Source organism: Ruegeria sp. HKCCE4148 (genome assembly GCF_017872495.1).
In the GTDB taxonomy this organism is placed as follows: Bacteria; Pseudomonadota; Alphaproteobacteria; order Rhodobacterales; family Rhodobacteraceae; genus Ruegeria.
Window position 1 is genome coordinate 987,368 of the sequence record NZ_JAEDOS010000002.1, and the last position, 21,580, is coordinate 1,008,947.

A 21,580-nucleotide genomic window follows, 5' to 3' on the forward strand; every position below is an offset into this window, starting at 1 on the left:
CACTGATGCTCCGATCAGGTGGGATCAACAATGCCCATGGCCATCATTCGCAGCGCGGTCATGGAAGGCACAAAGAAATAGTCACCTCCGCGGCATTCCACGAAGGTTTTGAGCTTACTCATAACATAAGGCGGTTTGTTGGAACTCGGGTCGGACGGAATCGTGTGGCGTGTGTGGTGGTCGTGATTTCCAAGAAGTGGACAAGTGTTGTTGCCCTGATGGAAATCGAGCCCGTATTGAATCCACTGTTGCTGTATGAACTCGAACTGCCGGAACAAGCTGGCCCCCATGATGATCATGATCACGCCTTGTTCGGTATCATCGTCCTTATGTTCAAAATTATGTGGCCCATAAGGCAGACCGCGCCGCAGAATGCGGCGGCGTTTGTTGAGAGCGCTGGTGGCTTCGGGGTTTTCGAAAGGTTTGCCCGTGGTTTCGTCAATGCCGCCCTTGTTCAGCGGGTCGAGATAGTCGCGGGTGTTCATGCGGCGCATATGGGCACCGCCTGGGCATTTGAAGCCCGTCATGTCATCGCCGTAGCGGAAATCCCGTGCCTCTGGAGACGCAATATAGGCGAGGTTTTTCTTGTAACCTTCGATCGGGTCGACACCCTCACCCCGGAAGCCCATCTTTTCGCCAAAGGCGACCCATTCGTCATAGGTGGGCACCTTCGAGAGCGGTACGCCATCGGACCACCGCCCGCACATTTTGGCGCGTAGGGTTTCCTTGGCTTCTTCGATGGGAACGTTCATCACCTTGGCATATTGTTCGGCCTCCTCGGCGACGACGGCATCGAAAGAACCGACATTTTCGTGCAATTTTCGAAAGGCGAAGAACGTGCCATTTCGCATGAATTCAGGAGGTGTGGCGGTGGGGGCAAGTTCCTGGCTTTCGTCTGGATGGCCAAGGATAAACTCTCCGGTGGCCAATGGTTCCCAGCCATTTCCCATCAACTTACCGCGCCCGATGACGGCAGATTTTTCGTCCTCGGCGCGCAGTTGGCCTTCGAAGACCGGATTGCCAATACCGTCGGTGAAACCAAAATGTTCCTTTGGGGTGGGAAGGATCGCGCCACCGATCTCTTCAAAGACGGCTGAGGCATCCTGATAAGGCTGGTCGCCCTCGGCACCGACACCGGTCAGGTGAGTTACGCCGCATTTTTTGGCGGCCTTGAGCAACCAATCTGTGCGCTCTTCCAGCTCAGGATGTGGGGTTGCAAGGTCGGTTTTGCTTTTGCTCTGCACATTCAGAGTGACCAGCACATGTACGTCGTCATCGCCAAAACCCAAAGTGCCAGGGGCGCGGCTTTTCTGCCAGATCGGGTCCCAGTGCTTTAACCAACTTTGGTCTTTGGCATCTTCGACCTTGGTCTGGTCGCGGTCACCAAGAATAAACGCCCGCTGGCGCATGCCCTCGATGAATTCGGCTGGCATTGCCTGCAGTGTGCGCACGGGCAATTGCAGGGCAAGCATTCCGGGAAAGGTAAGGGCGATATTTGTGGTGCAGGTCGGCTTTAGGTTTTTTTCATTCCAGCGGACAGCGGTTGTGACCTTTTGGCGAACTTCTTCAAGGAATGCGCGCCCGGCCGCGGGGTTGGGGAAATGAAAAAATACATAGCGGGCAAAGGGGAAGGAATGGCGGCCATAGGCGCGGATGACGTTCCCCTGAATGTCATTGAGATTAAGATTGCGTGTCATGTCGTGCTCATGTCTTTAAGAATTCACATTGCCGGGGTGGGTCGAGGAAATGACGCCTGGTTTTTGCGTTTTGACTCTGGTGTTCAGAGGTTCGTGCTCTGACATGAAGTCGCCAAAAGCCGCGTACAGATCTGTATCGGACTTGGCCTGGTTTTCGACAAAGAAGTCAGCGAATTTCTGTTGTAAATAGAGCGCCTTCAGAACTGAAGGTAGATCGTCATACTTGGCCGGGGCTAAGGGTTTTTCACCGTTTTGGATGGCGTAGCGAATGAAGATCACTGCAAGAACAAGTCCAAGCAGAATCGCGAAGAGACCAGTGGCAAGGCTGGAAAGACCCAAGAATGGCACGGTTGCGATACCGAAGAGCCAGAGCACTAGCGAGAACAGACCGATCGCCAGCGGGGCAACCGCGCCGATGATCAGTTGCGTAAGTGGCAGATTGTGGAATTCTGGCAGCTCCAGGTAGTAATCATGGAACGGCATCGTAGTTTCGACATGGCATTTGTCGAGGTAATCCCCGAACTGCTCTGCCGAATTGACGTGTTCGAAGCCGTAGCAGTTAGAGTACACCGCACGAAGCTCTTCTTCCATTGTTCTCCAGAGCTCGCCTGCATATGAAGCGCGCACTTCGCGTTGTTGTTCGGCGCTCAGAGTGGTGGGTAGCCGATCGCCATCTTTCAAAACCGCGTCCACATCCGCGCAGAATACCAAATAGGGCGTTTTCAGTTCATCCACATGCTGGGGAATGATCGGGGGAGGGCTACGCCTAAGGCGGGCGACCAACGTATTTTGCGTGTTGCGTCCGTTATAGACCACATCGCTAAGCACAAACATACGCGCCAAGTGGTTGCGGGTGTTACGGGCAAAGGGGCTGTTGAATTTGGTATGTTCGGTGGCCGGTGACTGATGAGCTGTGGGCAATTCGGCAAGCGCGATGCGAGCGCGTTGCTCGAAAGAGGTTTGAGGATCGTCCTTTGGGGCACCGGGTTTGATCGGGGCAAGCGTGGTCAGGAAAATATGGCCGGAATCGAGGTCGGGCATCAGCGATCTCCCTGTGGCTTTGGAGCGGCTTTGGCTGAAGCGCGTAGGGTGTCAAAGCCGGATTGTGCCTTGTTGACGAATTTCTCACGATTAACGTCCGCACGTTCGGTATCGAGGCTCGCGACGGGTCCGAAGCCAGGATCACCAAGGCCCTTTTGCATAACATAAGCGGCGTCGCGGTAGGCATCGGCGAATTCTTCGGGGGAAGATCTTCCATGTTTTTCAGTAAGGTCGCGCAGTTGGTCATAGATCAGCAGGCTGGTCTTGATGTCACGTTGGGCAGAGCCGGGCGTGGCGTTGTAGTAATAGTCGGTATCGATCTGGTTGTAGGTGATGTAGTTCTTGAACGGCGTAATCGGGATCGACTTGGGGTACTTGATCGAGGAAAACCAGAACAGGTCAAGACCTGACGGGATACCGTCGGAAAAGGCATCGATATACTGGTCCCATGTTCCGTTGAAGTTTGAGCAGAAAAGCACATAGTCGTCTTCTACCTGCTCTTTACCTTGGCCGAGATCGGGCCAGTCCTTGGGTTTGATGATTACCCAGCGGGCGAAGTGAATAAGTGACAGCCCTAGCAGTCCAAGCAAATTTGATGGAACTCCGCGTGCCGCCATGAACAGCAAGCGGTTGATCCAGGTTATTCTTGGATTGCTGGGCGTGACCACATTCATTGCATAGGCTTTACCGGCAATATTCGACATGGCGATCCCTTTCGTTAGCAAATTGATTTTAAAAATTGCGCATGCATAGCGATCCTAATTGAACGTTATCACTGCTGTAGAATGAGTCGAGGAATAATGGCGGTAGCTGAAGATGCTAGGTTCAGGACTCATAACGCGTAAATAACAACTGCTGCGTGGACGATTGCTTAAGGATGTGTCGCAAACTTTGGGCCTGGATTAACGAGCATATAGATTTCGATCTTTGGTGTCCGCGTATTGTTCTCCAACAGGTTTCAGCATGATTTCCTTGAAAGGCTGTCATTTTCCAAAGGATGCAGTTTTGTGCGCCGTTTACTTCTACCTGCGGCACACGGTTTCTTATCGTGACTTGAAAGAGATCATGGCGCATGGACGAAACCAATATTCGTGTGCGCGGGAAGTGGATGTATCTCTATCGAGCGGTCGACGAAGTGGAAAACACTCTTGATTTCACGCTGTCTGAGCGGCGAAATCGTCCAGAAGCCACCAGGTTCTTTGCCAAAGCACTGTCGTCAAACGGAATCCCAAACAAAATCGTTATAGACAAGAGTGGTGCAAATGCAGCCGGCAGTCGAGAAGTGAACAGAATCCTGAAGCGGTTCGGATGCTCTGCCAAAGTACAAGCGATCAGGTCCAAATATCTAAACAAAATGATCGAGTAGGATCACAGTTTCATCAAACGACACGTGCGGCACATGTGCGGGTTCAAGCCGTTCAGATCCGCCTCGGCTACTCTGGACGGCATTGAGGTCGCCAACACGATCCGCAAGCAGCAATTTCCCAGCACTACCACGTCGGGCTTTCTGCAATTTGTCGAGATCGCAGGATAGTCGTGTCCGGCAGGTCGCTGGCACGGGCCGTTCTAAAAGTTTGCGACACATCCATGCTCCTGACCCTAGATAGGATCTGTTGCAAACTTTTTGTCATTGACGCTCAAGAACACAGAGAGTGAATAGCGGCCGGTGTAATTCAGCCGAAAGCCAGCTCATGATCTCCTTTAAAGGCGCTCAATATCCCAAGGATGTGATCCTCTTTGCTGTGTTCTTCTACCTTCGATACGGCGTGTCATATCGGGATCTGGAAGAAATCATGTCCGAGCGCGGCGTTGCGGTAGATCACACGACGCTGAACCGTTGGGTGACGAAATACGCTAGTGCAATTGCCGATGTTGCGCGCAGACGAAAGGGACTGTGCGACCGTTCTTGGAGAATGGAGGAGACTTACATCAAGGTAATAGGCAACTGGGTCTATCTCTATCGAGCCGTCGACAAGCACGGCAAGACGCTTGATTTCATGCTTTCCCCGCGACGAAACAAACCGGCTGCGACAAAGTTCTTCTCCAGGATGCTGGAGATCAACGGGCTTCCGAGGAAGATTGTCATCGACAATAGCGGAGCTAGCACGGCCGGCATCAAAGCCATAAACAAGATGCTGAAAGGCTTTGGTTGTCCGATCCCAATCGAAATGGTCAGGCGGAAGTATCTGAATAACATCGTGGAACAGGACCATCGCTTCATCAAGAGACGCACTCGGCCGATGTTAGGGGTCAAAGCCTTCGCTTCAGCGGCGGCTACACTGGACGGGATCGAAGTGGCACACATGATCCGCAAAGGCCAAATCAAGCCCGGAATCTGCCCGTTTCGTCAATTTGCAGAACTGGCGGCATAAGCCGCGGGTTCGGTGTCAACTCTTCGGTCAGTAAGAAACTTTGCAACAGATCCGTAGCGGTTATTCGCTGCACTCGGCATAAACGACCGCTCTGCGGACAAAGCTGCCGATTAGTCAGTTTGCCGGGATGTGTGACAACGGCCCAGAGCCGACTTTGAGCACTTCGTTGGATTTCGCAGCCGCAGCCCGCATTCCGGCCATTCGCTGCACGCGCGAAATCTAAAAAGCCCGCCGACGGGGATCGCGTAAGAGATTAGACAAATGGCCCCTGGTTGTGAATGCCGATTGCATTTGTACATTCTAAATTGGTCGTCGAGTTTGACTATCCCGAGAAATATTAAAGTACTCACAGAAGAGCTCTTTCATTTAGTCAGAACGACGAAGGAGTGCAGGCGCTGATCACTTTACATGGCGTATCACCGGCATTCCGAAACCTGTGTGGCAGTATGCTTGAGAAATAGTACGCGTCCCCTGGACCTAATACCCTGGACTGCCCATCTACCGTCACTTCAAGACGGCCCTCTATCACAACCGCACATTCCTCTCCTTCGTGCGACAGTTCAGATCGACCCGAGTCGGCACCAACCTCGTACTCTTCTATGAGCATCTGGAGTTTTCTGTCTCGGCGCTCACCTGCGACAAGTAAATAGGAGACACCGGGCGATCCTAGGTCGCGCATTCTTTCGTGCGGGTAAAAAAACGACTCCTCGTTTTGCAACTCAAAACTGAAGAAGAAGCCCAAATTGACGTCTACCGAGGCAAGGATCTTCTTTAGCAACGCCACAGATGGTTGAGTCGAACCGCTTTCGATTTGAGAAATCGTCCCGCTACCCACTCCCGCGCGTTTGGCCATTTCACGTTGACTGAGGCCTTTGGTCGTCCGAATCAACTTTAGACGACGGGCTGTTTCGAGATCTGATGACAAAACCGTTACTCTAGTGCTTTCTTGCTTTGGATCGAAAGCATTCTAGGGGTGCAATGATTTTTTTCAATAACTTACAGATTAAAATAAAACTGGATGTGCTGAAGGTCTGAACTCTGCAAGGATTTGTCATCAAATGAAAATCTGTTTCACGAGGAATGAACGTGCTCGATCAACCCAACGCAATGTCATCGTTTTGGATGCCGTTTTCGGCCAATCGTGATTTCCTTCGCGAGCCCCGAATGATCCAAGCAGCCGAGGGGATGTACTACACCAGTTCTGATGGTCGGAAGGTCATGGATGGCACCGCCGGACTGTGGTGCGTCAATGCGGGTCACCGTGATCCGCTGATCGTTGAAGCCGTGCAAAAACAGGTGCACAAGCTGGATTACGCACCAAACTTCCAGTTCTCCCACCCTCAGGCATTTGAGTTGTCGGCCAAGCTGACCGCGATGATGCCTGAGGGAATGAACCACGCATTCTTCACTAACTCTGGCTCCGAGTCCGTCGATACGGCACTAAAGATCGCGCTTCACTACCATCGAATGCGCGGCGATGGGGCGCGTACGCGTTTGATCGGGCGCGAGCGTGGTTACCATGGCACAGGGTTTGGTGGCATCTCGGTTGGCGGTATCGTGAAGAACCGCATGCATTTCGGCACGCTTCTGACCGGCGTTGATCACCTGCGCCATACGCATGATCCAGAGAAAAATGCCTTTTCCCGCGGTTGCCCGGAACACGGCGCGGAACTGGCGGATGATCTGGAACGATTGGTCGCGCTTCATGATGCCTCGACCATTGCGGCTGTGATCGTTGAGCCGATGGCCGGGTCCACCGGTGTTCTCCTGCCGCCGAAAGGATACCTAAAACGACTGCGTGAGATCTGCGACCGCCATGGCATTCTGCTGATCTTCGACGAAGTTATCACTGCATTCGGTCGCTTGGGGGCAGCGACGGCGTCAGTGTATTTTGATGTAAAGCCAGACATCATCACAACCGCCAAAGGCCTGACCAACGGAGTCATCCCGATGGGTGCGGTCATTGTATCCGACAAGATCTATGACTCGGCGATGGAAAACGCCGATGCGCCGATTGAGCTGTTCCACGGTTATACCTATTCTGCCAATCCGGTGTCTTGTGCTGCCGCGCTGGCAACGCTGGAGAGTTACAGGGAGAACGATCTGTTCCGCCGCGCTGCATTGCTGTCGCAGCCCTGGGAGGATCAGCTTCACAGCCTCAAAGGTCTGCCGAACGTCATCGATATCCGCAGTCTGGGATTGGTAGGCGCGGTCGAGCTTGCACCACGAGATGGCGCGCCTGGGGCGCGGGGTTATGATGCAATGAAACGAGCCTGGGACGCCGGAATAATGATCCGTGTCACAGGTGACATCATCGCCTTGTCTCCACCTCTGATCATCTCGGAACCTGAAATAACGACACTTTGTCAAACACTTGGAGAGGTATTGGCGGATCTGCCATAACCCCTGACTTCTAAACCCAAAAAGGACTGACATCATGAAAGATGCATCCCCGATCGCGTTGATCGGCCACTACATTAATGGCCAAATCACTGTTCCTTCCGGCGAAAATACGCAGCCGGTTTTCAATCCCGCAACCGGTGCGCAAACCGGAGAGGTGTCACTGGCGAACGTCCAGACTGTCGACGACGCAGTGGCCGCTGCCAAAGCCGCGTTCCCGAAGTGGTCAAACACACCGCCAATCCGCCGCGCCCGCCTTATGAACAACTTTCTGGCCCTGGTACGCGAGCATAAGGACGATCTGGCGCGCGCCATCACGGTTGAGCATGGCAAGGTGTTCACCGACGCCCAAGGCGAAGTTGAGCGCGGTATTGATATTATCGAGTTTGCCTGCGGCATTCCACAACTCCTCAAGGGCGATTACACGGAGCAGGTCTCCACTGGCATGGACAACTGGACAACCCGTCAGGCTTTGGGCGTTGTCGCCGGGATCACTCCCTTCAACTTCCCGGTCATGGTGCCGATGTGGATGTTCCCGATCGCCATCGCCGCAGGCAATACCTTTATCCTGAAGCCGTCGCCGACCGACCCGTCCGCTGCGCTGCTGTACGCGGATCTGATGCAGAAGGCCGGTTTCCCCGATGGCGTATTCAACGTCGTACAAGGTGACAAGGTCGCCGTGGACGCGTTGTTGGAGAATGACGACGTAAAGGCTGTGTCCTTTGTCGGTTCGACCCCGATTGCGAATTACATCTACGAGGTTGGTGCGCGGCATGGCAAACGCGTTCAGGCTCTGGGTGGCGCGAAGAACCACATGCTGGTGATGCCCGATGCCGACATGAACAAGGCCGCGGACGCATTGATCGGCGCAGCCTTTGGCTCGGCAGGCGAACGCTGCATGGCAATCTCGGTTGCTCTGCTGGTTGGTGATGCTGCCGATAAACTCATGCCGGTCCTGAAAGAGCGCGCCGAAACTCTGAAGATCAAGAATGGCCTTGAACTGGACGCCGAGATGGGCCCGATTGTCACCGCCGCTGCGCGTGATCGGATTAAAGGCTACATCGACTCTGGCGTCGATGAAGGCGCTGACCTGTTGGTCGACGGTCGAGACTACACCGTCGCAGGGCACGAGGCAGGCTATTTCCTGGGCGGCACCCTGTTCGACAACGTCACCCCCGACATGAAGATCTACAAGGAAGAGATCTTTGGCCCGGTTTTGTCCTGCGTCCGCGTCTCGAACTTCGCCGAAGGTCTGCAACTGATCAACGACCACGAGTTTGGTAACGGCGTATCACTGTTCACCCGTGACGGCAACGTAGCTCGTGAATTTGGTAAACAGGTTCAGGTCGGCATGGTCGGCGTCAACGTTCCGATCCCGGTTCCAATGGCTTGGCACGGTTTTGGCGGCTGGAAGAAAAGCCTGTTCGGCGACATGCACGCCTATGGCGAAGAAGGCGTTCGTTTCTACACCAAGCAGAAATCCATCATGCAGCGCTGGCCCGAAAGCATCTCGGAAGGTGCCGAGTTTGTCATGCCAACGGCAAAATGATCATCCGATCCAAGGAGTGAAGAACATGTTCATTGGTGTTCCCAAGGAAATCAAGAACCATGAATATCGGGTCGGCCTGACCCCCGAGAGCGTCGCGGAACTGGTTTCTCATGGTCATAACGTCATCGTGGAAACCAATGCCGGCACTGGCATCGGGGCTGATGATGATGCCTATCGTGCCGCTGGCGCAGAGATTGCCGAAACCGCAGCCGATATCTTTGCCAATGCAGAGATGATCGTGAAGGTTAAGGAACCTCAGGCCGTGGAACGCGCCATGCTGCGCGAAGGTCAGATCCTTTACACGTATCTGCATCTGGCCCCCGACCCGGAACAGACTAAAGATTTGGTCGACTCGGGCGCTGTCTGCATCGCTTATGAGACCGTCACCGATGATAATGGCGGTCTTCCCTTGTTGAAACCGATGAGCCAGGTCGCCGGTCGCATGTCGATCCAGGCGGGTGCCAGCGCGTTGGAGAAAGCAAAGGGCGGTCTGGGCGTATTGCTGGGCGGTGTGCCCGGCGTGAAGCCCGGCAAGGTTGTGGTCATCGGTGGAGGCGTCGTTGGTTTCAACGCGGCTCAAATGGCTGTTGGATTGCACGCGGACGTGACCATTCTGGACCGCAATCCGGCAGTGCTTGAGAAGCTGGAGAACCATTTCGAAGCGTCCGCCAAGGTTGTCTATTCGACCAAAGCCGCGCTGGAGGAAGAAGTCACCAATGCCGATCTGGTTGTCGGTGCTGTTCTGATCCCAGGTGCTGCTGCGCCCAAGCTGGTCACACGCGAACTGATCTCAAAAATGAAACCCGGTGCGGTCGTCGTGGACGTGGCGATTGACCAGGGCGGTTGCTTTGAAACGTCCAAAGCCACCACTCACGCCGAGCCCACATATATTGTCGACGATGTTGTTCATTATTGCGTCGCCAATATGCCGGGCGCAGTCGCCCGAACGTCAACCTATGCACTGAACAACGTCACGCTGCCGCACGCTCTGGCTATAGCCAATAATGGATGGAAGCAGGCGCTCGCAGACAATCGTCACCTGATGAACGGCCTGAACGTGGCCGACGGGAAGGTGACGTACAAGGCTGTGGCCGATGACCTTGGAAACGAGTTCGTCGCCCCGGAACTTTGCTGATTTGAAGCAAAGAAATGTCCCGCCGCGCGTAATGCGGCGGGACACCCACCACTGAGGAGGAAACCTTAATGATTACGAAAATTAACCGCCGCGCCCTCGGCGCGATGGGTGGCGCTGTATTGCTTGCTGCAACCACACTCTCAACAGCAGCCGCAGCGGAAGACATGACACTGCGCTTTGCCGGCGTGTTCCCGATTGACCATCAGGGCACGAAAATGATGGAGCAGGTCGCAGCGGATGTCGCTGCAGCAGACGTCGGCCTGAAGATCGAAGTATTCCCGGCAAACCAACTGGGTTCTGGTGAAGCTCTGTTCGAAGATGTTGCACGCGGCAACATCGATCTGGCTTCAGCGTTTATCTATGCCGATACCGATCCACGCCTGGAATTCCTGTCAATGCCATTCCTGCTGGGCGGCTGGGATGACATGGAAAGCACGCTTCTCAACATGGATTCCGAGTTCAACACCATCCTACAGGAAATCACGGACGAATATGGTGTGCGCGTTATGGCGCAGAATCCGGAAGGGTTCATCGGCATCGTTTCGTCGCAAGAGCCCGAGAACTGGAATACCTTTGACGACAAGGGCATGAACATTCGCGTCTGGTCGTCCAGCGTCGTGAAATCAATGGTTGAAGAACTAGGGTATCAAGCGACTACCATGGCATGGGGCGACATCTTCCCCGCACTTCAGGCCGGCATTGTCGACGGAGCAATCTGCTGCACGAAGACCGCGACTTACTCGATCTTCGCCAAGTCGGATGTTGGCACCCACTTTGTCGAATACAATTCGATCTCAGAGCTGACAACTTTCTACGCGTCGCAGCGGACACTCGACAAGTTGACCGACGAACAGCGGGCCGCGCTGCAAGCCGCGATGACCAAGGCGTCCGAAGACTTCTTTGCCTACAACCGTGAGAATGACGAAGTATTCGGTCAGAAATTGCTCGACAAAGGCTACACCATCCTGCGCCTGAGCGACGAAGAACAAGCTGCGATGGCCGCTCATGTCCAGGAAACGGTCTGGCCCGCGATGGCACAAAACGTCGGTCAGGACATCATCGACCGCCTGCTGGCAGCCAAAGAACAGCAATAAACACTGAGAAAGGGCCAGCTAATCAGTTGGCCCTTTTTGCGTCTCTAGCTCAACAAAGGGAGGGAGAAAGATGTCTAGCACTGAAGCTGAGCGTCCGTTGGTCGTCGAAAGTGCAGAAAAGAAGAGCTCGCAAAAAATCACTGACGAGTTGCCAGTCATTATTGGGTATCCGCTGAAAGCAGTGGCTTTTGTCATGAGGCAGATCGTTATGTTTGCCGGTTTCCTTATGGCTTTCACATTTGGGGCAGTTGTTGTCATCCGGTATGGATTTGGCGGTGATCTGTTTGCCTACGAAGAGTGGCTTTTGGGAATCAGCATCATCGGCTTTTTTGCAGGTGCTGTTCTGGCCTCTGCCCGCAACCTGCACATCAACGCGGATATTCTTGGCATCGTGATCCAAAATCCTCGGTTGGTTTGGTGGCGCGGCTTTGTCGTCCTGACCGTTGAGGTGCTGGTGATCCTATTCCTCATGTACGCCTGTTATGTCTCGCTGCTTGATGACTTCTCATTCCCCCGGCTGCGCGCAACCCCGGTGCTGCGCATTCCGTTTGTGACCTGGCGGATTGCGATCATGATTGCCTTTGGCCTCATGGCGACGTTCACGGCGGCATATCTGTACGTGCATATCCGCAAGGGGCTCGGGCTTCCCTTGAGATCAGAAATGCAAAAAGGAGAAACCCAATGATCATCGGAGGAAGTCTCCTAATCGTCTGCTTTATGCTGCTGTTGGGCGTCAGCGTTTATGTAGCATTCGGATCGGTTTTGATTTTCATCGCCCTTGTTGGAGATCAATCCATCACCGGCTACTTGCCCACCGGCTCTACAGGTATCCGCTCACTTGTACTTCTGGCGATCCCACTCTTCATGATCGCCGGAGGCATCATGGAGAAAGGTAAAATCGCGGCCCCTCTTGTCTCTCTGGCTGAAATGTTCATTGGCCATATCAAAGGAGGTTTGAGCGCGGCTGGAGTTCTGGCCTGCGGTGTGTTCGGCTCCATTTCCGGTAGCGCCAATGCAACGCTGACCTGTATCGGCGGCATCATGATGCCCCACCTTAAAAAGGCCAACTATCCGGGTGGGCAATCGGCGGCTTTGATCGTAGCGGCCAGCCCCTTAGGTCTGTTGATCCCACCGAGTTCGTCGCACATCCTTTATGGCTGGGTCGCACAGCAGCATGTACTAAAGTGCTTCTTGTCCACGGTCATTCCGGCGATCATCCTGATCACGCTATTGATAATCGTTAATCAGTTCATGCTGCGGAAGTATGACGACATCAACCTGACGGAACGTCCTAAGCCGTTCCTGCCGACATTCGGAGTTCAGGCGCGCCTGGCCGGACCTGCGCTTATGATGCCGTTGATCATCCTTGGCGGTATCTATGGCGGTATCATGACACCGACCGAAGCCGCCGGTATCGCAGTGGTCTACTCGATCCCAATCGCGATCTACTTCTATCGTGGCCTGACCTGGAAAACTCTGGCCCAGACGATCCAGAATTCCGGTGTTACGATTGGTGTGGTCATGGTCATGATCTTCATGGTTCTGATCGTGTCGGACAACCTGATCTCGCAGGGTGCACCTCAGTTGGCCAAAGATCTGGTCTATTCCGTTTCGGACAATCCGGTCGTCATCCTTCTGATGATCAACGTCGTGATGATCCTGATCGGGATGCTGATGGACGATATCTCGGGTTTGCTGCTGGCGACACCGATCTTGCTGCCCATCGCGCAGAGCACTGGAATGGATCCGATCCATTTCGCGGCCGTAATTGGTGTGAACCTGGGTATGGCGAACATCACTCCACCAACTGCGCCGCTACTTTATCTCGGTGCTCAGGTCTTTGATGAACCGGTTTCGCGCATGTTGTGGCCGACTTTGATCTTCATTGTCTTTGCATGGCTTCCGACGCTGATGCTGACGACTTTTGTCCCAGAGTTGGCCCTGTTCCTGCCTGATCTCCTGCTCAGCCGGTAGTGGCAAGAAAGCGCAAAAGCCCGAGACGAAATAGCACGCACCCCAACCTTACGGCTGGGGTGTCTCAGCGCCCTCCTAAAGATGAAGTGGGAGAGGCCAGTTCGCAGAAGAAAACTGAAAACCTAAATACGGAGGTTTAAAATGTACAAAAATATTCTAGTCGCGCTGTCTCTGGAGCATGGCATCAGTGAACACGCGCTTGCGGCGGCACATGCCCTTGTATCCGAAGGTGGAAAAATCACTGCCGCGCATATCCATGAGCCCCCAAATAGACAGATAATGTACTATATGGATGAAGGGATCGCAGAAAAATCTCTCCAAAAAGCAAAGGCGCGCTTGGCCGAGCGCCTAACAAGTGAGACCGACGTGTCGTCTATCTTGCTCGAGAGCCAATCGGCAGGTCGCGCAATCACCGAATACGCCAACAAACATGGCATCGACTGTATCGTCCTCGCTTCACATAAACCTGGGATGAAAGAGTTCTTTTTGGGTTCCACGGCTGCTCTCGTTGTTCGCCATGCTCAGTGTTCGGTGCATGTACTCCGTCTGTGACGCTGGTACCCGCAACATGTTAGCAACTTTGCCCTGTGAAATCTGGGGTGATAAGCACGTCTCATGGCAATCTAGGTCTAATTTTGGCGTACCAAAAGAGTTTCATTTTGCGGCATTTGGGAGGTAGGACTCGCAGCCGACCTCGGCGGCAACGCGCCATCCTGTGATACCCTCTTTCGTCAACGTCGGGTTGTCGTTGTGGGCGGGAATGGCGGAAAGGAGGATCAGTTATGGAAACACCAAATTTACCTGCCATTCGCGCGCTTCGCCCTGCTTGGAACAAGGGACGCATCGTCGGTCAAAAACGGCCGTTAAAACCCAAACACGTCTGGGCAATTCGAGTAAGATTGGAGCTCGCAGAGAACCATCGCGACCTCGCTCTCTTCAATATGGCCATCGACAGCAAGTTGCGCGGCTGCGACTTGGTTAAGATGAAAGTCGTTGACATCATGGCCTCTGGTCAGATCAAGGAGCGGGCTTCCGTGCTGCAAAGTAAAACTCAGAAACCCGTCCGCTTCGAAATTTCTGAAGGAACTCGGGCCTCTGTCGAGAAGTGGATGGAAGACGAGCTCATGGTTGGGTCCGAATACCTTTGGCCAGGGCGTTTCCATGAGCGTTTGCACATTTCAACGCGCCAGTATGCCCGGATCGTGCGTGATTGGGTCACGTCTATAGGTTTGGAAGCAAGCGCTTATGGCACACATTCAATGCGTCGAACCAAGGTCACCCAAATTTACAAGAAGACGGGCAATCTGCGCGCGGTGCAGCTCTTACTCGGACATACTAAGATGGACAGCACCGTTCGGTATCTCGGTGTTGAGCTTGAGGACGCACTTGCCATAGCGGAGGCCATTGAAATCTGAATACTACGGGCCGCTTTCGTTGGCGGCCCATATCAGTCGTTCAAGAACCCTGTGGCGAACGGCCGGTTTGGCCCGAAATATTCGATCTTGTATTCTTTCGGCATTGCCCGCAGTCACAGAAACCAACCCACAAAAAAGCTATCCACAACAGCAGTCCCCTAACTGGATAGGCGGACACGGAACGGTAGCGTAAGAGCAAAAGACACAGCAATCGCCTTCTAAAGGCTTCAAAACTGACTTGCATGATTTGCATTCATAAAACCACTGGCACGAGTCAGTTGGCATTTTCTCGGTTTCAACATGCCCACACCGAGGGCAGGTCAAAGTGCTATCCAGCACCACAGTTTGTTTTGTCATTGTCTCACATCTGCATGATTAGATAATCGTTGATTTGAGCCTCATTGAACACGATGACCCATGCCAGTGCGGTGATCGCCGTGCTTCCGACAAGCCACCATTTCAGGTTTGCCAACGTCCCGTCTCGATGCGCTACGAACCACGAAACCGCGATCAGCGCTGTTGAGATGGCGAGAACATAGTAGCTTGCTGCCGCTATTTTTCCGAATATCGCCAACCAACTGCCACCCAAGCCGAGCAACATCATGGCCATTGGAAGAACACAGCATGTCGCAACTCCCAGAGCGGAAACCGATCCCAGGTAGCTGAGGGTCAAGTACTTCTTCATCTTTCGCTCCCTGGGTACTCGATTTGAATGTGTTGAGGCACCGGCATTCAGAGCGTATAACTCCTGTAGTAACTACAGGATCAAGCGGAGGCACTTCACATGATTGCGATAGGTGAGGCTTCTCGGCAAAGCGGGGTTGGAATAGAAACTATCCGCTACTACGAACGCGAAGGTATCGTACCAAGACCCGCACGAGCTCTGAACAATCGTCGCCTCTATTCAGCAAACGATGTGGGTAGACTTCGGTTTTTGAAGAAATGCCGCGACCTGGGGTTTCCTCTATCTGACGCAAAGGCGCTTTTGGAGCTGTCAGAAGGGAGTACCGAAGACTGCCGATCAGTGAAAGAACTGGCCGAGGCACACATTGCCAGCGTTCGAAGCAAGATTGATGAGCTCAGACGTTTGGAGCGCGCCTTGAGTGAGCTTACGGCCAATTGTGATAGCGGAAACGTTCAATGCCCGATGCTGCAAAGACTTAGAACGATGGATGATATCTGACTCTGGCCGCTGGGCGGAATCAAAGAGTCTGAGATTTAGCCAGATCGCGTCAGACCAAGGTCTGTGGTGCGGTAACAGATTGTAGTTCATAGTCGATTTCACGATGAGAGTGAAAGTAGCTGACCTGACGATTGGCAATTGGTCGTTGTCGCGAGTGTTTCTTGCGGCCAGCATCGTTGTGATGGGCACTGCTACTGCAATCGTCGGGGTGTGGGTGTCAAATCGAATCCAGAACGCAGTCGTGCAAAACTCCGCTAACTCTGCGGCTCTATATATGGAAAGCGTAGTATCCCCGCTCAGCCAGGAATTGGCACATGGCGATCGCCTTTCAGAGCAAGCGAGCCTGGCGCTGGACGAGATTTTTATGACCCAACCAATGCGTGACCGCATCGTTTCCTACAAATTCTGGAAGCAAGGCGGTGTGATTGCGCATGCCTCGGATACAGACATCATTGGAAACAGTTTCAATCCAACAGATGACTTAAGGCGGGCGTGGAGCGGTGATATCTCCGGCTCTTTCGAAGAGCTTGATCATGCCGAAAGCGCCGCAGAGGCGGCATTGGGAATACCATTACTTGAAGTTTACAGCCCCATCCGCGAACTCTGGTCCGGCGAAATCATCGCAGTTGCTGAGTTCTACGAAAGAGCTGATCAGCTTGAGTTAGACTTAGCCCAGGCCAGGCGAACAAGTTGGTTGGTCGTCGGTTCCGCATTTCTGGCATGTACGATTGTTCTGTATTCCATCGTTGCAATTGGCGACAAAACAATTCGACGACAGGGGGCTCTTCTTAAACAGCGCCTGACAGAAAGTGAGAGGATGGCTGAGCAGAATGCGCTGCTGCGGTCGCGTGTGGTCGAGGCGTCAGAAAGATATGCCACGCAAACAGATCGGTTCCTCAAGAATCTTGGAGCTGAGCTACATGATGGCCCTGCGCAATACCTGTCGCTCGCCGCCCTTAGACTGGAGGCGGCGTTTTCCAAAGGGTCCGAAAGACCTAAAGAGGCAGAGGAAATTCAGCAATCCCTGCAAAAATCTCTTGCTGAAATTCGTGCAATATCGCGAGGGCTGTCCGCGCCAGATATCGACAGCCTGTCATTCGCCGATGTTGTGAAGAGAGCAGTGGAGGATCACGCCGAACACAGCCCGTTGCGACCGGAGATTTCGTTCTTGGGTAGCCAGGCCCCAGAGTTGTCATTGTCCGACAAGCTGTGCATTTTTCGGTTCCTTCAGGAAACGCTTTCCAATGCCGCGAGGTATGCCCCAGATTCCAACTGCACTGTTACTTCTGAGGTGCAAACCGACCGCATAATTATAAAGGTCAAAGACGACGGGCCTGGATTTAGAAAGTCAGAAGAATCCGCATTGCGTGACGATGGAGGCCAGGGGCTTATGGGCTTGCGAGATCGAGTCGAGAGCATTGGCGGCAAGTTTGAAGTCGTATCGAGACCGGGCGAAGGCACCACCATTGCTATGACACTCTTTCCCAGAAAGTTAGGCACATCATGACTACATCCGTCGTAATAGCTGATGATCACCCGATATTCAGGGATGGTTTGCGACGCACACTAGATGAAGCTGATGGTTTCAAAGTTTTGGCTGCCGGTTCCAATGCTGAAGAGGCAGTGTCGCTGGTCGGCACGCATCAGCCGGACATAGCTATTCTTGACCTCTCGATGCCCGGTGGCGGGATAAGCGCGACACGTAAAATTGCGGCAATGGAAAATCCACCCGTCATTGCAATCTTGACGGTCTCAGAGAACAGCAGCGATGTCGCGGACGCCTTGGAGGCGGGCGCTATTGGGTACATTGTGAAGGGAGTAACCGCGAGCGAACTAACCGCTTCCTTACGCAGCATCGCCGCAGGTGAAGGGTTCGTTTCTCCGGGCTTGGCCTCGCGGGTATTGCTGCAAATCAATGCTGACACCGGCATGTCTATTAACAGCAGCATTCTCGATGACCTTACGCATCGTGAGGAAGAAATACTTCGACGCGTGGCCAAAGGACTGAGCAATCGTGAAATCGCTGACGAGTTAGACCTTCAGGAAAAGACCGTGAAGCACTACATGACGGCAATCCTGTCCAAGCTTCATGCGCGAAATCGGGTAGAGGCTGCAATCATCGCCCATGATGTATGGAACAAAGCAGAATAACTTCTTTTTCTTTCAAGACGATGGCGGCCCTCACCAAGAGAAGCCGCCAACGAATCTTCGACTGGAGTTGCTGTTCAGTTAGCAACCGCCTGTAGCCTCCGGCGATCAGATGCCGTTGCGTTTCTCTCAACAACAGTCCGGTTGTACGGGTCTTTCAACTCGTAGCGCCCGAACTCGATCTCTTCCTTCCAACCATTGGCATAGTTAACTTCGATGTTGTTGCCTTGGATTTCCACTTTCGTGGGCCGACTTCCGGCAGTGCCGCCTTGCCCAGAGGAACGCACGCTGTCGATTGAGATACCATTCGCTAGAGACCGAAGCCTAGAGACGTCAGCGCCAGTCGCGGGGCGCTCCTCAACGGTTCGGTTCTGAGCATTCTTTCTCTCATACCGACCGTTTTCGATCTCTTCCTTGGTTCCGTCGGCGTAACGCACTTCAATGCCGTTAGCGCTTGTTTCGACCTTCGTTATCCCCGCCGAACCCGACGGTTTGCCCCCTGCTTGAGACCGATCCTTCTTTCCGCTAGCTTCATTGGAACGTTTGGAGTCATCATCGTCATCATCATCGTCATCATCATCGTCGTCGCGACCACTTTTTCCTGACCCCGAATTGTCATCACGGTCATCATCTCTGTCGTCGTCGCGATCATCATCTCTATCGTCATCACGATCATCATCCCGGTCATCGTCTCGGCCGCTGCTACCGGACCCTGAGTTGTCGTCTCGGTCATCATCTCTGTCGTCGCGACCATCCCCGTCGCTTCCCCTGCCGCTCTTGGCAAAGGCATATGACGGTTCAAAGTGTAGGCGACCATCGGCATCAAACGCTGGCACATAAGGCGTCGCCGCAATCAACGAAGCCAACGCCGCTGTACTAAGAAGTTGACCCAGCTTTCTTTGAATTTTCATTTTCGCCTCCAATTCTGAGCATCACGTTTCGTGACGTTGGAGACAGGTTACTTCTGGTTCGGCTGTCCCACATCGGGCTTAAGTCTGACGAATTTCAAGCCGAACGTCTTAATCAGATCAGTCAAGCCGATAGTGTTTTTGTAGAGCCAAATGACCAGTTTAGTGGGATCTAACTCCGTCACCCTTCAATTCGTCATCAGGTTCGAGATGAATGACAAAGACCGAACCCGGGTACAAACGCTCCAATTCTTCCTCGATGTCGTTGCATATATCGTGTGCCGCGCTGACTGGCATCGTGCCGTCCACAACAAGATGAAACTCCACGAAGATGACATTTGCGGACCTGCGCCCTTTGAGGTCGTGGTACTCTAAGGCTGCGCCGAGATTTGCTTCGATTGCATTAGAAACGGTCTGCAAGTCATGATCCGAAAGGGTCGCATCCATGAGGCCATCGACGGACGCCCGAATAACTTTCCAGCCCTCCCACAAGATGTTCAGCGCAACAAGAATTGCCAAGATTGGGTCGAGGATCAACCAGCCGGTGGCAAGCGCCAGTATCAGACCTGCGACGACACCAACTGAAGTCATGACATCTGTAAAAATGTGCCGGGAGCTTGCCTCCAATGCAGGCGAACCCTCGCGCCTGCCGATTTTGAGCAATAGGCAGGCCCATGCGCCATTCACGCCCGTTGCAACGACGTTGACGACGATTCCAAGAAGCGGCGCATCCTCAAGATGCGGGTTTGGGAGTGCCAATACAGCTTCTCTGATGATCAAGAACGCCGCCAGCACAATCAGTACGCCCTCGACGACAGCGGAAAGATACTCGGCCTTTTTGTGACCAAAGGGGTGGTTTTCATCAGGGGGTTTATTGGCAACCCGAACCGCAAAGTATGCCAGCAACGCCGCAACGACATTCACGGTAGATTCCATTGCGTCCGACAACAACGCGACCGAGCCTGTCAGCCACCAAGCGAGAAGTTTCAGAGCCAGTACGGCAATGGATATCGGAATGGACCAAAGAGCGATTTTTTGTGTCATTTGGCCACGACCCTCAGTCAATCATGAACAGAAACTCGGTTGTTTGGTGAGCTCCGACGTTCAAAACCTAAAACAGGTGTTTGATGAAAAGGGAATAGGCCTTACGGCTTCCTACCGGCGACAGCATCAGATCCCCGCGGCATGGCGCCAAACGACTGTTACTCAGATGGAAGCCGCGTCGACGAAACGGGAACAGCTTTGAGATACGCGGCAATCGCCAAACGATCCTCATCCGTGAGGCGTGATGTGTTCTCGATGACCTCCACCATCTCGCCACCTGCGCTGTCATAGTCCGGCGTGAAGCCGGATTTCAAGTACTCGGCGATGTCAGCCTCGGACCAATCAAGCTGGTCTGAGGTAAGGCCGGGGATGCGACCTTTCCCGTTTGGATTTGGTGCACCTGTCAGCCAAAGGTCTCGTTTCAGACCACCTAAGCCATTTCGCGGCGTGTGGCATTCGGCGCAGTGACCCAACGCCTCCACCAGATACCGGCCTTGCCTTTGTTGGTTGGTCAGATCACCTTGGACTACCCAACCTGGCGACATGAACAAAAGCTTCCATCCCCCCAGTCCGCGTCGAATGTTGAAGGGAAAGTGAACCTCATGCGGAACGCTTGCAGTTGTGGCTGGTGGCAGAGTGCTGAGGAATGCTTGAAGCGAAACGATGTCATCCGCTGACATGTTGGTGTAAGATGTGTAGGGAAACGCTGGAAAATAGTGCTGCCCTTCGGCTCCGGTCCCATGGATCAAGGCGTTGGCCAGATCAAGGGCAGACCAGAACCCAATACCAACTTCTGGGTGACTGGAAATGTTGGGGGCGATGAACGTGCCAAACTCCGTCTCAAACCGGCGACCACCAGAGAGCATGAGCTTTTCTTCACCAACCGCGTCCGGCGCTGAATGACAGGATGCGCATCCTGCGGCGTGGAAAACGATTTCACCTCTGGCGAGATCTGGGTTCAAACCGTCAAGTTGAGATCGATCCATTCTTTGTGGTCGGGTCAGCACCAAACCGGCCAACCCAACCAAAAGTGCAACGAAAGCAGTGAAAAGGAAAAACCGTTTCACAACTATCTGCCAATTAGTCTTTCGGTGCTCTGTACGCTTTGTGACATGCCGAACAGCTTCCGCCCAGATTGCCCATCGCAGCTTTCAGGGCATCAACATCTTGTCCGGCCGCAGCCTGCATCGCAACAGCTGCGTCTGCCATGGCTTGCCCTTTCGCACCAACGTCAGGGAAGTTTTCCCAGATTGCCGGCAGCGCTCGGGTGGACGGATCGGACACATTGTCAGATCCCTGGGGCCACATCGCGGATTGGTCGATCTGCGTTAGCACAACAAGGTTGTTTGCAGCCCGTGTTGCGGCCTTGGCGTCATAATCCACCTCGCCTTTGGCCATGCCGCCAAGCGTACCAAGATTGAAGGCATAGAGCTGCATGATTGAGGTTCGAGCTTTCACAGCCGGGTTTTCACTTTCGTGGGCGATGGCTGTGCCAATTGCGGTCAATGACAAAAGACCCGCTGCGAAGATTGAGAACTGCTTCATCATGATGTGTCTCCCTGTTCAATGCTCCGAATGTTAGCTTGAACGAATTTTCTTGTAATTGTTTGTTATTGGTCG

Annotated in this window: 22 protein-coding genes and 1 pseudogene; 13 read left to right on the forward strand and 10 right to left on the reverse strand. The window is 53.5% G+C overall.

The features are described from left to right. Nucleotides 1–14: 14 nt before the first annotated feature. Genes I9187_RS09645 through I9187_RS09655 form a run of 3 tightly spaced genes read right to left on the reverse strand, consistent with a single transcriptional unit; the run spans nucleotide 15 to nucleotide 3,442 of the window. Nucleotides 15–1,697 carry a peroxidase gene (locus tag I9187_RS09645; protein WP_171176317.1) on the reverse strand — a complete coding sequence of 561 codons (1,683 nt, stop codon included), beginning with the start codon at nucleotides 1,695–1,697 and terminating at the stop codon, nucleotides 15–17. 15 nt (nucleotides 1,698–1,712) lie between these two features. Beyond that, nucleotides 1,713–2,738: a phage holin family protein gene (locus I9187_RS09650; protein ID WP_171176316.1), complete on the reverse strand. Its 1,026-nt coding sequence runs from the start codon at nucleotides 2,736–2,738 to the stop codon at nucleotides 1,713–1,715. Beyond that, complete coding sequence (locus I9187_RS09655; RefSeq protein WP_171176314.1) at nucleotides 2,738–3,442, reverse strand: hypothetical protein; 705 nt, start codon at nucleotides 3,440–3,442, stop codon at nucleotides 2,738–2,740. The genes I9187_RS09650 and I9187_RS09655 overlap by 1 nt, the downstream gene beginning before the upstream one ends. Before the next feature lie 259 nt (nucleotides 3,443–3,701). On the opposite strand from I9187_RS09655, the pseudogene I9187_RS09660 reads away from it, so the two are divergent. Together I9187_RS09660 and I9187_RS09665 are read left to right on the forward strand one after the other, a co-directional pair. After that, a pseudogene (locus tag I9187_RS09660) lies at nucleotides 3,702–4,272 on the forward strand (IS6 family transposase). A 157-nt stretch (nucleotides 4,273–4,429) separates the two neighbouring features. Further along, entirely contained in the window at nucleotides 4,430–5,110 is a 681-nt protein-coding gene (locus I9187_RS09665; protein WP_209940151.1) for an IS6 family transposase, read from the forward strand. A 370-nt stretch (nucleotides 5,111–5,480) separates the two neighbouring features. Here the strand turns inward: I9187_RS09665 and I9187_RS09670 are convergent, their stop codons facing one another. Then, nucleotides 5,481–6,035, reverse strand: a complete 555-nt coding sequence (locus I9187_RS09670) for a cupin domain-containing protein (RefSeq protein WP_171237988.1) — start codon at nucleotides 6,033–6,035, stop codon at nucleotides 5,481–5,483. Nucleotides 6,036–6,190: 155 nt separating this feature from the next. Here I9187_RS09670 and I9187_RS09675 point away from each other — a divergent pair, with 155 nt between their 5' ends. From I9187_RS09675 to I9187_RS09710, 8 genes are all read left to right on the forward strand, one after another. After that, nucleotides 6,191–7,513: an aspartate aminotransferase family protein gene (locus tag I9187_RS09675; RefSeq protein WP_171237987.1), complete on the forward strand. Its 1,323-nt coding sequence runs from the start codon at nucleotides 6,191–6,193 to the stop codon at nucleotides 7,511–7,513. Nucleotides 7,514–7,547: 34 nt separating this feature from the next. After that, entirely contained in the window at nucleotides 7,548–9,059 is a 1,512-nt protein-coding gene (locus I9187_RS09680; protein WP_216599087.1) for a CoA-acylating methylmalonate-semialdehyde dehydrogenase, read from the forward strand. Nucleotides 9,060–9,084: 25 nt separating this feature from the next. Further along, nucleotides 9,085–10,194: an alanine dehydrogenase gene (gene ald, locus I9187_RS09685; protein ID WP_209509411.1), complete on the forward strand. Its 1,110-nt coding sequence runs from the start codon at nucleotides 9,085–9,087 to the stop codon at nucleotides 10,192–10,194. Nucleotides 10,195–10,298: 104 nt separating this feature from the next. Beyond that, nucleotides 10,299–11,288 (forward strand): TRAP transporter substrate-binding protein DctP, encoded by a 990-nt coding sequence (dctP, locus tag I9187_RS09690; protein WP_171238089.1) that lies wholly within the window; start codon nucleotides 10,299–10,301, stop codon nucleotides 11,286–11,288. Between the two features lie 70 nt (nucleotides 11,289–11,358). Then, nucleotides 11,359–11,973 (forward strand): TRAP transporter small permease subunit, encoded by a 615-nt coding sequence (locus I9187_RS09695; RefSeq protein ID WP_245223165.1) that lies wholly within the window; start codon nucleotides 11,359–11,361, stop codon nucleotides 11,971–11,973. Then, complete coding sequence (locus I9187_RS09700; protein ID WP_171237985.1) at nucleotides 11,970–13,262, forward strand: TRAP transporter large permease; 1,293 nt, start codon at nucleotides 11,970–11,972, stop codon at nucleotides 13,260–13,262. The genes I9187_RS09695 and I9187_RS09700 overlap by 4 nt, the downstream gene beginning before the upstream one ends. Nucleotides 13,263–13,403: 141 nt before the next feature. Further along, entirely contained in the window at nucleotides 13,404–13,814 is a 411-nt protein-coding gene (locus I9187_RS09705) for a universal stress protein (RefSeq protein WP_171176310.1), read from the forward strand. Between the two features lie 230 nt (nucleotides 13,815–14,044). Beyond that, entirely contained in the window at nucleotides 14,045–14,677 is a 633-nt protein-coding gene (locus tag I9187_RS09710; protein ID WP_171176308.1) for a tyrosine-type recombinase/integrase, read from the forward strand. Between the two features lie 138 nt (nucleotides 14,678–14,815). Here the strand turns inward: I9187_RS09710 and I9187_RS21925 are convergent, their stop codons facing one another. Then, nucleotides 14,816–15,034 carry a GDCCVxC domain-containing (seleno)protein gene (locus I9187_RS21925; RefSeq protein ID WP_245223166.1) on the reverse strand — a complete coding sequence of 73 codons (219 nt, stop codon included), beginning with the start codon at nucleotides 15,032–15,034 and terminating at the stop codon, nucleotides 14,816–14,818. Nucleotides 15,035–15,038: 4 nt separating this feature from the next. Further along, complete coding sequence (locus I9187_RS09715; protein WP_209509412.1) at nucleotides 15,039–15,362, reverse strand: hypothetical protein; 324 nt, start codon at nucleotides 15,360–15,362, stop codon at nucleotides 15,039–15,041. 99 nt (nucleotides 15,363–15,461) lie between these two features. On the opposite strand from I9187_RS09715, the gene I9187_RS09720 reads away from it, so the two are divergent. The 3 genes from I9187_RS09720 to I9187_RS09730 all read left to right on the forward strand — a co-directional run bounded on the left by I9187_RS09720 (nucleotide 15,462) and on the right by I9187_RS09730 (nucleotide 18,011). Continuing rightward, the gene (locus I9187_RS09720) at nucleotides 15,462–15,860 is read left to right on the forward strand and encodes a MerR family transcriptional regulator (RefSeq protein ID WP_171176306.1); all 399 of its coding nucleotides are present in this window, start codon (nucleotides 15,462–15,464) and stop codon (nucleotides 15,858–15,860) included. Nucleotides 15,861–15,969: 109 nt separating this feature from the next. Beyond that, the gene (locus tag I9187_RS22190; RefSeq protein WP_171721270.1) at nucleotides 15,970–17,367 is read left to right on the forward strand and encodes a sensor histidine kinase; all 1,398 of its coding nucleotides are present in this window, start codon (nucleotides 15,970–15,972) and stop codon (nucleotides 17,365–17,367) included. Beyond that, nucleotides 17,364–18,011: a response regulator transcription factor gene (locus tag I9187_RS09730; protein ID WP_171091450.1), complete on the forward strand. Its 648-nt coding sequence runs from the start codon at nucleotides 17,364–17,366 to the stop codon at nucleotides 18,009–18,011. Before I9187_RS22190 ends, I9187_RS09730 begins: the two co-directional genes overlap by 4 nt. A 74-nt stretch (nucleotides 18,012–18,085) precedes the next feature. Here I9187_RS09730 and I9187_RS21935 read toward each other — a convergent pair whose 3' ends face one another. From I9187_RS21935 to I9187_RS09750, 4 genes are all read right to left on the reverse strand, one after another. Beyond that, nucleotides 18,086–18,919 carry a hypothetical protein gene (locus I9187_RS21935; RefSeq protein ID WP_216599088.1) on the reverse strand — a complete coding sequence of 278 codons (834 nt, stop codon included), beginning with the start codon at nucleotides 18,917–18,919 and terminating at the stop codon, nucleotides 18,086–18,088. Nucleotides 18,920–19,078: 159 nt separating this feature from the next. Beyond that, nucleotides 19,079–19,960, reverse strand: coding sequence for a cation diffusion facilitator family transporter (locus tag I9187_RS09740; RefSeq protein WP_209940152.1), 882 nt, complete (start codon nucleotides 19,958–19,960; stop codon nucleotides 19,079–19,081). A 158-nt stretch (nucleotides 19,961–20,118) separates the two neighbouring features. Then, nucleotides 20,119–21,027 carry a cytochrome c gene (locus tag I9187_RS09745; RefSeq protein ID WP_348540081.1) on the reverse strand — a complete coding sequence of 303 codons (909 nt, stop codon included), beginning with the start codon at nucleotides 21,025–21,027 and terminating at the stop codon, nucleotides 20,119–20,121. Between the two features lie 13 nt (nucleotides 21,028–21,040). Further along, on the reverse strand, nucleotides 21,041–21,508 hold the full coding sequence (locus tag I9187_RS09750) for a cytochrome c (RefSeq protein ID WP_171176297.1): 468 nt from the start codon (nucleotides 21,506–21,508) through the stop codon (nucleotides 21,041–21,043). Nucleotides 21,509–21,580: the final 72 nt, after the last annotated feature.

Excerpts from the sequence above, each read along its gene's own strand:
- I9187_RS09645 (WP_171176317.1), bottom strand. The coding sequence starts at position 1,697 with ATGACACGCAATCTTAATCTCAATGACATTCAGGGGAACGTCATCCGC.
- I9187_RS09650 (WP_171176316.1), bottom strand. The coding sequence starts at position 2,738 with ATGCCCGACCTCGATTCCGGCCATATTTTCCTGACCACGCTTGCCCCG.
- I9187_RS09655 (WP_171176314.1), bottom strand. The coding sequence starts at position 3,442 with ATGTCGAATATTGCCGGTAAAGCCTATGCAATGAATGTGGTCACGCCC.
- I9187_RS09665 (WP_209940151.1), top strand. The coding sequence starts at position 4,430 with ATGATCTCCTTTAAAGGCGCTCAATATCCCAAGGATGTGATCCTCTTT.
- I9187_RS09675 (WP_171237987.1), top strand. The coding sequence starts at position 6,191 with ATGAACGTGCTCGATCAACCCAACGCAATGTCATCGTTTTGGATGCCG.
- I9187_RS09680 (WP_216599087.1), top strand. The coding sequence starts at position 7,548 with ATGAAAGATGCATCCCCGATCGCGTTGATCGGCCACTACATTAATGGC.
- ald (WP_209509411.1), top strand. The coding sequence starts at position 9,085 with ATGTTCATTGGTGTTCCCAAGGAAATCAAGAACCATGAATATCGGGTC.
- dctP (WP_171238089.1), top strand. The coding sequence starts at position 10,299 with ATGGGTGGCGCTGTATTGCTTGCTGCAACCACACTCTCAACAGCAGCC.
- I9187_RS09695 (WP_245223165.1), top strand. The coding sequence starts at position 11,359 with ATGTCTAGCACTGAAGCTGAGCGTCCGTTGGTCGTCGAAAGTGCAGAA.
- I9187_RS09700 (WP_171237985.1), top strand. The coding sequence starts at position 11,970 with ATGATCATCGGAGGAAGTCTCCTAATCGTCTGCTTTATGCTGCTGTTG.
- I9187_RS09705 (WP_171176310.1), top strand. The coding sequence starts at position 13,404 with ATGTACAAAAATATTCTAGTCGCGCTGTCTCTGGAGCATGGCATCAGT.
- I9187_RS09710 (WP_171176308.1), top strand. The coding sequence starts at position 14,045 with ATGGAAACACCAAATTTACCTGCCATTCGCGCGCTTCGCCCTGCTTGG.
- I9187_RS21925 (WP_245223166.1), bottom strand. The coding sequence starts at position 15,034 with ATGACAAAACAAACTGTGGTGCTGGATAGCACTTTGACCTGCCCTCGG.
- I9187_RS09715 (WP_209509412.1), bottom strand. The coding sequence starts at position 15,362 with ATGAAGAAGTACTTGACCCTCAGCTACCTGGGATCGGTTTCCGCTCTG.
- I9187_RS09720 (WP_171176306.1), top strand. The coding sequence starts at position 15,462 with ATGATTGCGATAGGTGAGGCTTCTCGGCAAAGCGGGGTTGGAATAGAA.
- I9187_RS09730 (WP_171091450.1), top strand. The coding sequence starts at position 17,364 with ATGACTACATCCGTCGTAATAGCTGATGATCACCCGATATTCAGGGAT.
- I9187_RS21935 (WP_216599088.1), bottom strand. The coding sequence starts at position 18,919 with ATGAAAATTCAAAGAAAGCTGGGTCAACTTCTTAGTACAGCGGCGTTG.
- I9187_RS09740 (WP_209940152.1), bottom strand. The coding sequence starts at position 19,960 with ATGACACAAAAAATCGCTCTTTGGTCCATTCCGATATCCATTGCCGTA.
- I9187_RS09750 (WP_171176297.1), bottom strand. The coding sequence starts at position 21,508 with ATGATGAAGCAGTTCTCAATCTTCGCAGCGGGTCTTTTGTCATTGACC.